The following is a 14,254-nucleotide window of genomic DNA, read 5'->3' as shown; positions in this document are numbered from 1 at the left end:
CAAAGGGCCCCAATGGGGTCCTTTTCTTTTAGGTAGCGGAGGTATCGACGACGCCGGTCGCATTGGCAACCGCGACTATGACAATCATGCATAGGAGCAGCACACCCAATGCCTTGAGCCAGAGTTTCGCGAGTTTCTTGCCGCGATAGCTGTCGAGCAGTGCGAATCGCCGACGAAGACGGCGCTTATCGAGCAGTGCGAAATGCATAAGCACCATAAGGCCATCGACAAAGAAAAAATACTCGATTATGAGAAGCCACGTCGGGTAGCTTTGGTTTGCTCCGGTGGGGTGAAAGACGGCAAAGTGACTTCCGGCAAAGAACACAAGCAGCGAGAAGCAGACGAGCGTATTCCAAATGCGGCCCAGAGACTCCGGAACGCGAGAGAGCAGGCCGCATGCAGCGGAGGCGGCAGGGCCAGGAGGCCCTGCGGGGTTCTGGAGCCCTTGGGGCGTCAACACCGTCTCCGAGGCCGGAGTTCGGACAGGCGGCGCAGGAGGCCGCACGGGGCGACTCAGATCGTATGCCGCGCGCGTCGCCCGTCCCAACGCTTCCGCACTCGCAAAACGCTTGGCCGGGTCGAGCGCCATCGACATGCAGACGGCATCGGCAAGTGGAGTGGGAATGCCGCGCGCCTCGCATTGCTCGCGCATGTCGAGCCCTGGCTTAGGGTCGACTCCCGTCAAGCAGAAGAACAACAGGGTGCCAAGTGCGTAGACGTCGCTTCGCACGCTCGTCTGCCCAAACCCATACTGCTCGGGCGGCGCATAGGGTCGCGTCCCAAACTTGACGGTATCGGCATCGGCGCCGTCGCGCCATACGCGAGCGATCCCCAAGTCGATAATCACCAGCGATGAAAACGTCAGGCCGTCATCAGGCGTATAGTTGGCACCTGTCACGATGATATTCGACGGCTTGAGGTCGCGATGGATCACCGGCGCCGACGTCTCCCCCGCCATTGCAAAACCGGCGTGGAGCTCGCCCACGGCATCGCATAGGGCAGGATACAACTCGTGCGCATAATCGGGGGTGGCTCCCAGACGGTCCACCAGCGCCCCGAGCGTCTCCCCTTCGATGTATTCCATAACCACGTTGAGCTCGTCGCCCACACGACGACAATCGACGATTCTGGGCAGGTGCTCAAAACGCCTGCCTGCCCGCTGAGCGGCAAACAGACGCTCGTATGCCCCGCCGATTTGAGCCGAAGCATCGATGCGTTTACGGACAAAGGGGCCGAGCGAACCACCTCCGGTTCCTTCAAAGTACACGAGCTCGGTTGCTTCAACGGACGAGCGCTTAAGTACACGCTCCACGCGATAGCTGTCGTCGCGATCGAGCGACGCCAGGTGCTCGGCAAGCGCTGCGGTCAGCTCGTCATCGGAATATGTTGGGCTCTGAGTATCCATAGCCTCCATCATAGCGCAGGGCGCAGACACCCCATGGCATCCGCGCCCCGTTCGTTTGCATCGTTGTTCGACAGCTCTACCGGCTCAGATATCAGCCGCTAACTCACCGTCTCCTCGCCAAAGCGATACAGTTCCTCGTTGACCTTTTGGAGACTGCACCCGCGATCGATGCAAAAGATGATAATCGCATCGCGGCGGTCCTTGCAGTTAAGGACGCTTACCCCGGCAGCCGTCAGCGCACGGTTGGTCTCTTTGAGCGTCAGCGCCATCGCAAAGGCAATCTGCAGCACCTTATTGCGACTCGGATGACGCGCACCGGCAAAGATCTGATAGCCAAAGGTCTCATTGAGATCAGCCATACGGACCACGCGCGAGCGCTCCAAGCCCTTTTCCTGCAGTAGCTGCTTCAGGTAGTCCGAAAGCGACGGGGCGGCAAAGTCGTGCTCCCTGATATAGCCATCGATGTTCGGCGCGTCGAGAAGTTCATTGAGCAACTCCTCGGTCAGCTTTTTATCGGACATACGACTTCACCTCCCCCAGTGCATGCAACATGCTAGAAACCGCTTACGTCCGAACGCTCCCAGCTAGCAACCTGGTCGGGAGACACCGTACCCAGCGCCTCGAACTTCCAGGAGCCGCCCGCCTTCAGATGATTGGTGTTTGCAAGAGCCGTTCCAACCTGGTTGCCATCGGCATCATACAGAACATATTCAATCTGAATGTAGCTCTTTTCCTTGTCCGTGCTATTGGTCAGGGTGCCCGTGATCTTATAGGTAAACTGATTGGAAGTGTCTTCAGCCTCGTCAGCAATGGTATACGGTTCTTGCGGTTCTTTTTGCTCCTCAGCCTGCCGTGTCGTCTCGGCAGGTTTTGCCGAATCGCTCGCAGACGAATCGGTTGAGTTGCCGCCCATAGAGCCCACGGCACCGACAATAACCAGCACCACGATGATGCCTAGGACAATCTTGCCGATTGGCTTCTTTCCCTCTTTTGCCATTATTCATCCTTCCTACGATCCGGCTACCGTGCCGGTACACAGCACATCGTAGGAAGGATTGAACTTGAATTCATTAGCTGAGAGCTAAGGCTGCGGTAAACGACCAATGCAGTTATCCAAACGCCGAGCAAACGCACTGCGCGCGACCGTCTGCTGGCAGTGCATCAACCCACCGTGACGGATTCCCCGGTAAAGGCACTGATCATCAACAGGACAAAGAAAACAAGGTAGCTGGCACTCAGCAGGTACGCAATGATCAGAAAGACGACCCAGCCGACATTGGTTTTACCGTCGGCACGGCGTTGCTCGCGATTGCGGCAGAGCCAAATCGTCACGCCGATGGCAGTGATAAACAGCACGAGCGCCGCCGCGGCAAGCCCGGCAAGCGCAAACATCACGCCAATGCTCACAGCAATAACCGGAAGCAGCAGCAAACCGCACCCGCATCCACCCGGACTATATACGGCAGACTGTCGGCGTCGCCTCATCGCCGCGCCACCCCCATCATCTTTGAGCACTACAGTGCGATAGCCTGCTGAACAGGAACGATCTTGTCGAGTTCCGGCTCGATGCGCCTCTTCTCTGCCTCGAGGTCAAACGCCATCTGAGCGCGAAGCCAATAGCCATCCGTTAGGCCAAAGTAGCGGCAAAGGCGAAGATCAGTGTCAGCCGTAACACGACGCCTTCCCAAAATAATCTGCCCAATACGCTGTGCCGGAATCCCGGTCTCCTTAGCAAGGCGATATTGAGAAATGCCCATAGGAACAAGAAATTCCTCTTTGAGAAGTTCACCAGGAGTCACCGGCGACAGCAAATCGGGCGCGGTCTCATCACTTGTGATAATCGACGATTTCGACATTCCAAGCCATCCCCTGTCTCCACTCAAAACAGACCCGATAGCGCTCATTAACACGGATGCTATATTGACCAGCGCGATCGCCCTTCAACGCTTCAAGACGATTACCTGGCGGAACGCGAAGATCATCAAGCGAAGCGCAGATCTGCAGTTGGCGAATCTTCCTCAAGGCGACCCGCTCAAAAGGAATGAACTTCCTAATCCGCACACCCATTGCGAAGCGTTCAGTGTCTTCATCTTTATATGATGCAATCATAGTATCGCCTTACGTTAATAACGTCAAACGTTTCTATAGACTTACATCTCTATTATACCGTACATCTGTTCGTGTTTTCTAGAGCAGGTATCCTTCGCCAATTAACCAAGCAGAAGCAATCGTTTGTAGACATCGAGACCCTTGAGTAGGATTTCCTCGTCAAAGAGCATGGTATCGGTGTGAAGGGCGCTCGTGGCATAGGCGGGACAGCCATCCGGATCACTCGGGTTTTCTTGTCCCTCTGGCACGCCCGTGCCCAGCAGGAAGAACACGCCCGGAAGATGGCGCTGATAGAAGGCGAAGTCCTCGGCAATCAGCAGCGGCTCGTCCACAAGTTGCAGCTCGGACAAGGCAGGCGCAATGCAGGCAAACAACTCGGGGTCGTTATCGACCGGCGGATAGCCCTCGGCAAAGTCGAGATCATACGTGCAGCCCGTTGTGGCGCAGGCATCGTCCAACACGCGGCGCACGCCCTCGCGCGCTCGGTCGAACATATCGTCCGTAAACACGCGCAAGCTGCCCGCAACATGGGCCTCCCCCGCCACCGCATTGCAGACGGTGCCGGCCTGCAGCAGGCCGAACTTACCAATGCAGGGTTCATCGGCGCCCAGCTCATCCATCAGTTCGCGCTCGGCAACCAAGAACTTGGCAGCCGCCAGTGCCGCATCGTGCGACTCCTCGACTGGAACGCCGTAGGTCTTGGCGATATGGATGCTCGCGCCATGGATATGAATGTGCGTCTCGCTTGAGCGCGCCAGCAGCGGACCGGGACAACTCGCCAACGTACCGGCAGGCAAATCGGGCCACACATGGAAGCCAAAGATGCGATCTGCCCCATAGCGCTCGAATACGCCGCTCTCGCACACTGTCTTGGCGCCACCGGTCGTTTCCTCGGCCGGCTGAAATACAAAGAGCACATTGCGCTTGATGGCGCCCGGCTGCTCGCGAATCGTTCGGTCGACATGCGTCGCGGCGGCAAGCGCCATGGCCATGTGTCCATCGTGTCCGCACGCATGCATCTTGCCGGGATGGGTCGAGGCGAAGGCCGCACCCGTCGCCTCCGCGATGGGCAACGCGTCCATATCGGCGCGAATCGCCGTGGCATGCGCGGCGCCCGTGCCAGCGTCGAAGAAAGCGCAAACACAGCTGGGGCAGGGATGGACCACTTCACAGGCAAGCGAGGCGAGCACGCCCTCTATATAGGCTACGGTTTGAGGAAGCTCGAAATCGAGCTCCGGAATGCGATGCAGGTCGCGACGATAGCGACGAAGTTCTTGGAGCTCGGTCATAAAGGATCCTTTCATGGGGCATATCCATTCCCACAATATTGTGATGCAGAATTGTGACGCCCTTGTTTCTAGCATATCCCTGCATTTTTTAAACGTTATATACGAATACTCTTGTTTGGTAAAGTGCAACGTGGTAGGGTCGTTACCACTTGATAGAGGCGCGGGCACGAAGAGCCGCGGGCGAGCCGGCAGGCTTTGACCCCGCGGGGAGGCGAAACCCGCCGAACTGGGTTTTTCGGGCACGAACAACCTGGTGGGCCTGCGGGAAACACCCGCAGGACTGTCTGCAGCAATGCGGGAGCGCTATCCGGACATGGGGTCCACGCTATGCGGATTCGATGCGCCGATGGCGCCGTCTGGATAGCGAGGTTTACGGGACATGGCATTGACCCCCAACGAGGCATATGCGGCCAAGCAGCCGTTTGTCGACAAGGAGACGCTCGAGCATATCGTCGAGCAGTTCCCCACGCCGTTTCACCTATACGACGAGGCGGGCATCCGCCGCAACATGCAAGAAGTGCGCGACGCCTTTGCATGGAACCCGGGCTTTAAGGAATACTTTGCCGTCAAGGCCAATCCCAACCCGGCGCTCATCTCCATTCTCAACGAATACGGCTGCGGTTGCGATTGCTCGAGCTATACCGAGCTCATGATTGCCCGCTCGCTGGGTATCACCGGCCACGACATCATGTTCTCGTCCAACGACACGCCGGCAGCGGATTTTGCCCTTGCAGATAAGCTGGGCGCCATCGTCAACTTTGACGACATAAGCCATATCGAGTTCTTTGAGCGCGTTGCGGGGCCCATCCCCAAGACAGTCAGTTGCCGCTTTAATCCGGGCGGCCTGTTCCAGCTCTCCAATGGCATCATGGACAACCCCGGCGACTCCAAGTACGGCATGACCACCGAGCAGCTCTTTGAGGCCTTCCGCATGCTCAAGGCCAAGGGCGCCGAGAATTTTGGCATCCACGCCTTCCTTGCCAGTAACACCGTCACTAACGACTACTATCCCAAGCTCGCACGCATCCTCTTTGAACTTGCCGTGCGCCTGGAGCGCGAGACCGGCGCACATGTCGCCTTTATCAATCTGTCCGGCGGCGTCGGCATCCCCTATCTGCCCGAGCAGCAGGCCAACGACATTCACGCCATCGGCGAGGGAGTGCATGCGGCATACGACGAGATCCTGGTCCCCGCCGGCATGGGCGATGTGGCGATCTGCACCGAGATGGGTCGCTTTATGATGGGCCCCTACGGATGCCTGGTCACCAAGGCCATCCACGAAAAGCAAATCTACAAGGACTATATCGGCGTGGACGCAAGCGCCGTCGACCTCATTCGTCCCGCTATGTATGGTGCCTACCACCACATTACGGTAATGGGTCAGCCGGGTGGCCCTAACAAGACCGCAACACCGGTCACGAACACGTATGACATCACGGGCAACTTGTGCGAGAACAACGATAAGTTCGCTATCGACCGCGAGCTGCCGCAGATCGACATGGGTGATGTACTCGTAATCCACGATACCGGCGCGCATGGCTACTCCATGGGCTACAACTACAACGGCCGTCTGCGCTCCGCCGAGGTATTGCTGCACCCCGACGGCTCAGCAGATCTCATTCGTCGCGCCGAGCGCCCGGACGATTACTATGCCACGCTCGACGTGCTGCCGTGCGGCCGAGAGCTGCTGGCCAAGTCGCGCGCCGAAAGTGCCCGCCGTCGCGCCCAAGACGAGCGCCTGGCCGTCGCCATTCAATGGAACAAACGCATCCAGATCGCGGACGCGAAGGAGAAGAACATGGACATCCGCAATCTCGAGGGCTCAATCGTCGCCCTCGTCACGCCGTTTAAAAAGGACGGCAGCGTCGACTTCGACGCGCTCGAGCGCCTTATCGATTTCCACCTGCAAAATGGCACCGACGCCATCCTCACCCTGGGCACCACCGGCGAGAGCGCCACGATGACCGATGACGAGGACAACTCCGTCGTCGCCGCCGTGGTCAAGCATGTTGCAGGACGCGTCCCCGTCATCGCCGGCTCGGGCTCCAACTCCACGCAGACGATGCTCACCAAGTCGCTCACCTACCAGGGCTTGGGAGCCGACGGCCTGCTGCTCATCACCCCCTACTACAACAAGTCCAATGAAGAGGGTATCTATCAGCACTTTAAGACCGTCGCCGATGCTGTGGACATCCCCTGCATCCTGTACAACATCCCCGGCCGCTGCGGCTGCGGCATCAGCGAGCGCAACGTAGAGCGCTTGGCCGCGCACCCCAACATCATGGGTATTAAGGAAGCCTCGGGCAACGTCGCCTACGCGGCCAAGATTGCCCACCTGCTGTCCGACGACTTCCGCATGTACTCGGGCGAGGACGCGCTCACCGTGCCGCTCATGAGCCTGGGCGCCTCGGGCACCATCAGCGTGTGGGCCGACGTTCAGCCGCAGCTCGTGCATGACATGTGCCGCGCCTATCTGGACGGTGACGTGGCGCGTGCCCGCGATATCCAAATTGCCGGCCAGCCGCTCATCAATGCCCTCTTTAGTGAGGTCAACCCCATCCCCGTCAAAGAGGCGCTCGCTCAAATGGGTATGATCGAGGCAAACTACCGCATGCCGCTGTGCCCCATGGCAGACGACACGCGCGCTGCACTTACCGATGCTCTGAAGGGAGCTGGTCTGCTTGATTAAGACCGTCATTATGGGAACGGGCCGCATGGGCTCGCTCATCCGCACCACCGCCGAGGGCGTTGTCGACGCCGCCGGTAAGCCCGTTTTTGATATCGTCGCGCAGGTCGGTTTTGACCTGTCCGAGCTCGAGAGCGCACCAGCAGCCGACGTCATCATCGACTTCTCGAACATTGCGACCTTCGATGCTGTCGTCGCCTATGTCGAGCGCACGGGGGCGGCGTTAGCCTCGGGCACCACGGGTTACACACCCGAGCAGATGGACCGCCTGCGCGAGCTGGGTCAGAACGCCCGCGTCATGCACTCCGGCAATTACTCCATCGGTATCGCAGCCCTGCGTCATCTGGTAGCACAGGCCACGCGAGAACTGCCCGGCTTTGACTGCGAGATTGTCGAGACGCACCACAACCAAAAGGTCGACGCCCCGAGCGGCACTGCCAAGCTGCTACTCGACGCCGTCGTCGAAGCCGAGCCCGAGGCAGGCTACCACCCCGTCTATGGCCGCGAGGGCATGTGCGGCGCTCGCGATCCCAAGGAAATCGGTATGCACTCGCTGCGCGGTGGCACTGTTGCCGGCGTGCACGAAGTGAGTTTCTTTGGCCAGGACGAGGAGGTCACGCTCACCCACCGCGCCACGAGCCGTCAGATCTTTGTCAACGGCGCCTTGGCAGCCGCGCAAAAGCTCGTCACCCGCGAACCCGGCTTCTATACGTTTGACCAGGTCATGTTTGCCTAACCAGGTATCAACCGAATCCACCCAAAGGAGAGATAGCAAATGAGCAACGCAGCCGAGATGGATGCACAGGAGATTATCAACTACATCGCCACCGCGCCCAAAAAGACGCCCGTCAAGCTGTACGTGCGCGAGAAGCCCGGCATGAAGGTTGCCTGGGGCGACGCACATGTCTACGGCGGTCGTCGCGGCAAGACCGTCTTTGGCGACTGGGATGAGCTCAAGGCCATCCTCGATGCCAATGCCGACTCCATCGACTACTACGACGTCGAGAATGACTGTCGCAACTCCGCCGTGCCCATGCTCGACCTTAAGGGCATCAACGCCCGCATCGAGCCGGGCGCGATCATCCGCGACCGCGTCGAGATTGGCGACCGTGCCGTCATCATGATGGGCGCCATCATCAACATCGGCTCCGTTATCGGCGAGGGCTCTATGATTGATATGGGCGCCGTCCTGGGCGGCCGCGCAACCGTGGGCAAGAACTGCCACATCGGCGCCGGCACCGTACTGGCAGGCGTCGTTGAGCCCGCGAGCGCCACGCCCGTCATCATCGAGGACGATGTCATGATTGGCGCCAACGCCGTGGTCCTGGAGGGCGTGCGCGTGGGCAAGGGCGCCGTCGTGGCTGCCGGTGCCGTATGCGTCGAGGACGTCCCCGCCGGCGCCGTCGTGGCCGGTGTCCCCGCCCGCGTTATCAAGATGCGCGACGAGAAGACCGACAGCAAGACCGGCCTCGAAGAAGGCTTACGCCGGCTCTAGAGGCGTGTCAACCTGCAAGGAAATGCAGTTCTAAGCAAAAAGGCCGAAGCTCCATTGGGGCTTCGGCCTTTGTTTTTCTGCAGCGTCCAAGCGCAGTTTATCGATTCTCAATTGACCCGATGTTCTTGAGCTCGATGGAGATGAGGCCGTTGGGCTCGTTGACAAACTCGATGTACTCAGAGTTCGAACCCATCTCGGCCGGGAAGCTGATCTCGATGCCCGTGTCGGTACGGATCTTGTGGTTGCGCACCGCCGCGCGTTCGACCTGCTTGCGCTCCACGGGCACACGCTCAGGCACCTTCTCCTCAGTCAGTGCCGCGCGCACGCTCTCCTTGATAACCGGCTCGTCCTCAAAGACCTCATCGACGATATCCCAAGGGGGCAGTTCCTCGTCATCCTCAACTTTCTCGGCAACAGCAGCCTTAACCTTGGCGAGTGCTACAGCCGTGTTGGCACCGTGCTCCTCGGCGACTTCCTCGACCACACGCGTCACGGTGTCGATGACCTCCTTGCCCGATACCCCCGTGTCGCACTGCAGCAGGCCATCGGGAATGAGCATGCGATCCTCGCCGGCAATCTTGCGCTTCTTATCCACATAGCCGATCTCCATGGTGCTTGCACGCACGATTGCATAGCTCGGCACCTTTTGCGAGGGATTCGGCAGAATGGCGTAGTGGCGCGCAATGTCGTTGCGCACCTCGCCCTCTTCGCGACCCACCTCGTGCATAAAAGCCTGCTTGGAGCCCAGCAGCATCACGGCAAACCAGCGGGCATCCTCATCGTCATCAAAGTCCGCCACAAGCACGTCAGTGGACTCGGCTTTCTCGGCCTTGGTAAGTTCGGAAGAGATGAACTCCGCAATCTGCTGAGACAGATCCACGAACTCACGCTCACCAAAGAAATAGCCCTTGAGCTCGCCGCCGAATGCGGAGTTCTCGGCAAACGTGGCACGCTTGTTATCAGCCGAGGTACGAGCGCGCCGCAGGTGCGTGGTTACGAAATTACGCACGGTGCGGCTCTCGATATCGAGCTCGCGCTGGCTCATAACGTTGACGGCAGAGTCAAAGTCCAGGATATGCAGAATCGCGTGATTGATTTTCATATACGGCATTCCGTTCTAGATCGATTTCGGCACGAACCAGTATAGCGGTCGATCCCGCCCCAGGCGCATCGAAGATTGGTGCATCGGGGACAGGTTGCTTTGCACCAATGGTTAGCGCAGGAGCTCGGACTGCCAAGCCTCGAGCTGTTCTGCCAAGCTCTTGCCGGCAGCGGGCATGTCGATCTGGGGACGTTTGGGCAGAAGCGCACACTTAAGAATCGCAACGATAGTCTGCGAGACAAAGCGTCGCGTATCCTTGTCAAAGCCTTGCGCAGCCTGGAGCATCACGGGCAGGCTCTCGCGCAGATTCCCAGCGATATCCGCAAACCGCTCAGCACCCGTAGCCTCAAACACGGAGAACAACGCATCTACAAAACGCTCGCGCTCGCTAGGCGACACTGCAAGCAGCATCTCGCGAATGGAGCCATCAACGTATCGAGCACCGGCGGACAGGCGCTCACAGTACACGAAGTCGCGACCATCAACCACCCAGCTAAAGGGATTATGCTGAAGCAGGCTGAACTCGGTGCTCTCAACGATGGCATAGTCCTCCTGTGTCTCGAACATCATGCCAAAGATCGACGACCGAGGTAGCGTCTTGTCGATTCGACCGGATAGATCGGCGAAGGCGTTGCCGCTCAGAAACTCCTCGACGAAGCCCGGACCATCATGGGAATACGCCCGTTCGATTCGCTCACGGGCGACATCGGGGCACATCGCCGCACCGTACACCGCAAGGTTTCCACCCTTGGAATGACCTCCGCACAAAAGCGGCCCGTCAATCGCATCCGCCGCCTCGTCTACATAACGCGCCGCGGATTCCTGGGCCGGCACAGGACACCGGAACGCCATGTTAAAGTCCTCTTTCCAGCCCACAATCGTGCTGTCGGTCCCCCGGAAGGCAAGATAGCTAAACCCCGCCGGAAATCGGAACGTCATGGCCGCAAACTGCTCCGTTGTCTCGGCATCACTCACGCTACGATAGCCGCAAACACGAACGCCACGGTAGCGAGGGCTTGCTGCCACAGCCTCCAACAGGGCACGACTCCCCTCCGGATCCCACAGGTCGCCAATCATGTCTTGGTAGCACTCGGCGCGCAGCAGCTCGCGTACGTCTAGGCCCTGCCAGTTCGTCAGCTCCGCCATATCACCCGGCAAACGCAAATAGGACAACCACGCAAAGACCAGGCTATCCACCGCGCAGAACGGCCGTTCCTCAAACGGATCAAACGCTGTCTGGGCATAGGTCAAAAAATTAGGCGAATCCGACATGGCCCTCCCATCAACTATGGTGCATTGGGGTCAGGTTACTTTGCACCAAAAAGGCGCCCGGGCCGTGTGGACCCGGACGCCTTCATTGTAGCTTTTCGCTCTAGCGAGCTTGATTTAGCAGGAGAAGTCGACGCTGTCGATGATGTCCTTGAGGGCCTTGGCGGAGGCGGTGAGCTCATGCTGCTCGTCATCGTTCAGCGGCACGGGGACGCGGCAGACGACGCCGTCGCGGCCAACGACCGTCGGCATGGAGATAGCCAGATCGGACAGGCCATACTCGCCCACCATGAGCGAGGAAACGGGCAGAACGGTCTGCTCATCGCGCATGACAGCGGTGCAGATGCGCTTGACGGCCATGGCGACGCCGTAGTAGGTGGCGTGCTTCTTCTCGATGATGGTGTAGGCGGAGTTCTTGACGTCCTCGGCGATACGCTTCTCGGCAGCCTCGTGCTCCAGATGACCGTGAAGCTCGCAGAAGGTGTTCAGCGGAACGCCAGCAACCTGAGCGCTGGACCAAGCGACAAACTCGGAGTCGCCGTGCTCGCCCATGACATAGGCCTGGACATCGCGCGGGTCAACCTCGACGTGGGCACCAAGCATCTGCTGCAGACGGCCAGTGTCGAGCACGGTGCCGGAGCCGATGACATGGCCCTCGGGCAGGCCGGACATCTTGATGGCAGCATAGGTCAGAACATCAACCGGGTTGGAGACGATTAGCAGAATGCCGTCGAAGCCGGACTTCTTAATCTCGGGGATAATGGACTTAAAGATGTTAACGTTCTTGTTGACCAGGTCCAGGCGGGTCTCACCGGGCTTCTGGGCAGCGCCAGCGGTGACGACGATCATGGCGGCGTCGGCGACATCGGAATAATCGCCGGCGTAGATCTTCATCGGCTCGGCAAACGTCATGCCGTGCGCGATATCCAGAGCCTCACCCTCGGCGCGGTTCTTGTCCACGTCGATGAGGACCATCTCGGAGAACAGACCGCTCTGCATCAGAGCGAACGCCGAAGACGAACCGACGAAACCGCAGCCGACAATAGCGACCTTCTTCTCGTTAACCATTAGAAACTCCCATCTTTCTCCACAAACAAGCCGCCCGGGAACGACCCGAGCGGCTTGTCGTAATCCCAATACATCCAATCGGGACTTTGATTATGCCCCTATTCGCAGCCAAAAATCGACCGTTTACCGAAATTGTTTGCAGTATTCGTAAAATAACTGCACGAAATCGGTTTCGAGCTATTGACGGGCCGAAACAGGTTTCTAATACAGGCCCGCCTCGCGAATGGCCTCGACAGCCAAAGCGATCTGATCGGGCGGCAGGACCAGCGCCATGCGCACGTGCCCCTCGCCCGAAGGACCAAAACTCGCGCCCGGCGTCACCACAACGCCGGCCTTCTCCATGAGCTCCTCGCAAAACGCCATGGAATCGGTGCGACCACCGGGAAGCTTGGCCCACACAAACATAGAGCCATGCGCGTTGGGACGCTCCCAGCCCAGGCCCTCAAGACCGTCGCACAGGGCATCGCGGCGCTCCTGGTACTTCAGACGCTGCGCCTCGACCTCATCGCGCGGACCGTTCAGGCAGGCGATGGCGGCCTTCTGGATCGGGAAGAACATACCGAAGTCGATCTGGCCGCGCAGCTTGGCAAAGGCCGAGACTACATCCTCGCGACCGACCAAAAAGCCGATGCGGGCACCGGTGACGTTAAACGACTTGGAAAGCGAGAAGAACTCAACGCCCACCTCGAGCGCGCCGGGATACTGCAAGAAGCTGCCGCCCGGCTCGCCGTCGAACACGATGTCGGAGTATGCGTTGTCATGGACGATGAGCAGGTCGTGCTCGCGGGCGAAAGCGATAATCTCCTCGTAGACCTCGGGCGTACCCACCGAGCCGACCGGGTTCGCGGGCAGCGACACGATCATATACTTGGCACGATCGGCCACCTCGGGATCGATACCCGCCACATAGGGCAGGTAATTATGCTCGGCAACCAGCGGATAGTATTCGAGCTTGGCATCGGCGATCTTGGCACCCGCCTCAAAGACCGGGTAGCACGGATCGGGAACCAGAATGGTGTCACCCGGATCGAGCAGGGCCAGGCCCAAATGGCCCACGCCCTCCTGCGTGCCGTTGCACGACTGCACCATAGACGGCGTAATGCCCGAAACGCCAAAGCGACGCTCATAGTAATCGCACACGGCTTGCTTGAGTTCGGGCAGGTCGCGCAGGGCATACTTCCACATCTCGGGATCTTGGGCTGCCTGCGTGAGCGCCTCGACCACGTGGTCGTACGGCTTAAAGTCGGGCGTGCCCACGCTCATGTTGTAAATGGTCTTGCCCTGAGCCTTCAGCGCGAGAAGCTTGTTGTTGAGCGAGGCGAAGACCTCCGCGCCAAAGCGGTCGAGACGCTGCGATGCCTGCATGGTGCCACCTTTCGATATAAAAAACGCGGCGCTCCGACAAGAGCGCCGCGCGATACGGGCCATCAGATTGCAAAAGTGTAACGCTTGCAACCCCCGTATTGGTTCAATTTAGCCAACCTTAGTCAACTGGATTGAGCGCGTCGATCTGCGCAAGCCACAGACGCGAGCTAGCGTCACTCGGCATACGCCAATCGCCGCGCGGGCTGAGCGTCACCGAGCCCACCTTGGGACCATCGGGCAGGCAGCTGCGCTTAAACTGCTGGGCAAAGAAGCGACGGTAGAACGTACGTAGCCACGTGTGGACGGTCTTGGCGTCGTAGACGCCCTCGAAGCTCTTGAGCGCCATGCGGTAGATCTTGCCCGGCTCAAAGCCAAAACGCAGCAGGTAGTAGAGGAAGTAGTCGTGCAACTCGTACGGGCCCACCAAATCCTCGGTCTTCTGCGCAATCTCGCCGTCGCCCGTGGG

At 59.3% G+C, this 14,254-nt stretch carries 14 protein-coding genes, 1 pseudogene and 1 riboswitch; of the genes and pseudogenes, 3 read left to right on the top strand and 12 right to left on the bottom strand.

Annotated features, from left to right (window positions below; genetic code table 11):
* Window positions 1–28: 28 nt before the first annotated feature.
* The 7 genes from ABHR76_RS01780 to ABHR76_RS01750 form a co-directional block, all read right to left on the bottom strand.
* Entirely contained in the window at window positions 29–1,405 is a 1,377-nt protein-coding gene (locus tag ABHR76_RS01780; RefSeq protein ID WP_346976652.1) for a serine/threonine protein kinase, read from the bottom strand.
* Between the two features lie 98 nt (window positions 1,406–1,503).
* Window positions 1,504–1,926 (bottom strand): XRE family transcriptional regulator, encoded by a 423-nt coding sequence (locus ABHR76_RS01775; protein WP_346976651.1) that lies wholly within the window; start codon window positions 1,924–1,926, stop codon window positions 1,504–1,506.
* Between the two features lie 32 nt (window positions 1,927–1,958).
* Window positions 1,959–2,402 carry an FxLYD domain-containing protein gene (locus ABHR76_RS01770; protein WP_346976649.1) on the bottom strand — a complete coding sequence of 148 codons (444 nt, stop codon included), beginning with the start codon at window positions 2,400–2,402 and terminating at the stop codon, window positions 1,959–1,961.
* A 164-nt stretch (window positions 2,403–2,566) separates the two neighbouring features.
* Entirely contained in the window at window positions 2,567–2,836 is a 270-nt protein-coding gene (locus tag ABHR76_RS01765) for a hypothetical protein (RefSeq protein ID WP_050766085.1), read from the bottom strand.
* An 83-nt stretch (window positions 2,837–2,919) separates the two neighbouring features.
* A complete protein-coding gene (locus tag ABHR76_RS01760) occupies window positions 2,920–3,261 on the bottom strand; it encodes a HigA family addiction module antitoxin (protein WP_346976647.1) in 342 nt (113 codons plus the stop codon).
* The gene (locus tag ABHR76_RS01755; RefSeq protein WP_271744584.1) at window positions 3,233–3,514 is read right to left on the bottom strand and encodes a type II toxin-antitoxin system RelE/ParE family toxin; all 282 of its coding nucleotides are present in this window, start codon (window positions 3,512–3,514) and stop codon (window positions 3,233–3,235) included. Before ABHR76_RS01755 ends, ABHR76_RS01760 begins: the two co-directional genes overlap by 29 nt.
* 101 nt (window positions 3,515–3,615) lie before the next feature.
* Window positions 3,616–4,803, bottom strand: a complete 1,188-nt coding sequence (locus tag ABHR76_RS01750) for an amidohydrolase (protein ID WP_346976646.1) — start codon at window positions 4,801–4,803, stop codon at window positions 3,616–3,618.
* A 145-nt stretch (window positions 4,804–4,948) separates the two neighbouring features.
* Window positions 4,949–5,117, top strand: a riboswitch (Lysine riboswitch).
* Between the two features lie 65 nt (window positions 5,118–5,182).
* On the opposite strand from ABHR76_RS01750, the gene dapA reads away from it, so the two are divergent.
* The 3 genes from dapA to dapD are packed head-to-tail and all read left to right on the top strand — an operon-like array spanning window position 5,183 to window position 8,984.
* Complete coding sequence (gene dapA / locus ABHR76_RS01745) at window positions 5,183–7,492, top strand: 4-hydroxy-tetrahydrodipicolinate synthase (RefSeq protein ID WP_346976644.1); 2,310 nt, start codon at window positions 5,183–5,185, stop codon at window positions 7,490–7,492.
* The gene (gene dapB, locus ABHR76_RS01740) at window positions 7,485–8,225 is read left to right on the top strand and encodes a 4-hydroxy-tetrahydrodipicolinate reductase (protein ID WP_346976642.1); all 741 of its coding nucleotides are present in this window, start codon (window positions 7,485–7,487) and stop codon (window positions 8,223–8,225) included. The genes dapA and dapB overlap by 8 nt, the downstream gene beginning before the upstream one ends.
* Window positions 8,226–8,264: 39 nt before the next feature.
* A complete protein-coding gene (gene dapD / locus ABHR76_RS01735) occupies window positions 8,265–8,984 on the top strand; it encodes a 2,3,4,5-tetrahydropyridine-2,6-dicarboxylate N-acetyltransferase (RefSeq protein WP_346976640.1) in 720 nt (239 codons plus the stop codon).
* Window positions 8,985–9,081: 97 nt separating this feature from the next.
* Here the strand turns inward: dapD and ABHR76_RS01730 are convergent, their stop codons facing one another.
* The 5 genes and pseudogenes from ABHR76_RS01730 to ABHR76_RS01710 all read right to left on the bottom strand — a co-directional run.
* Window positions 9,082–10,086 (bottom strand): nucleoid-associated protein, encoded by a 1,005-nt coding sequence (locus ABHR76_RS01730; RefSeq protein WP_022094136.1) that lies wholly within the window; start codon window positions 10,084–10,086, stop codon window positions 9,082–9,084.
* 111 nt (window positions 10,087–10,197) lie between these two features.
* Complete coding sequence (locus ABHR76_RS01725) at window positions 10,198–11,358, bottom strand: DUF2974 domain-containing protein (RefSeq protein ID WP_346976639.1); 1,161 nt, start codon at window positions 11,356–11,358, stop codon at window positions 10,198–10,200.
* Window positions 11,359–11,472: 114 nt separating this feature from the next.
* Window positions 11,473–12,423 (bottom strand): L-lactate dehydrogenase, encoded by a 951-nt coding sequence (locus ABHR76_RS01720; RefSeq protein ID WP_006234343.1) that lies wholly within the window; start codon window positions 12,421–12,423, stop codon window positions 11,473–11,475.
* A gap of 201 nt (window positions 12,424–12,624) precedes the next feature.
* The gene (locus ABHR76_RS01715; RefSeq protein ID WP_006234344.1) at window positions 12,625–13,788 is read right to left on the bottom strand and encodes a pyridoxal phosphate-dependent aminotransferase; all 1,164 of its coding nucleotides are present in this window, start codon (window positions 13,786–13,788) and stop codon (window positions 12,625–12,627) included.
* Window positions 13,789–13,906: 118 nt separating this feature from the next.
* Window positions 13,907–14,254 (bottom strand): annotated as a pseudogene (locus ABHR76_RS01710) (NAD(+) synthase); the annotation flags it as partial.

The organism is Collinsella aerofaciens (genome assembly GCF_039752985.1).
GTDB classification, from domain to species: domain Bacteria; phylum Actinomycetota; class Coriobacteriia; order Coriobacteriales; family Coriobacteriaceae; genus Collinsella; species Collinsella aerofaciens_BT.
This window is presented reverse-complemented; position numbering and strand designations above follow the sequence as displayed.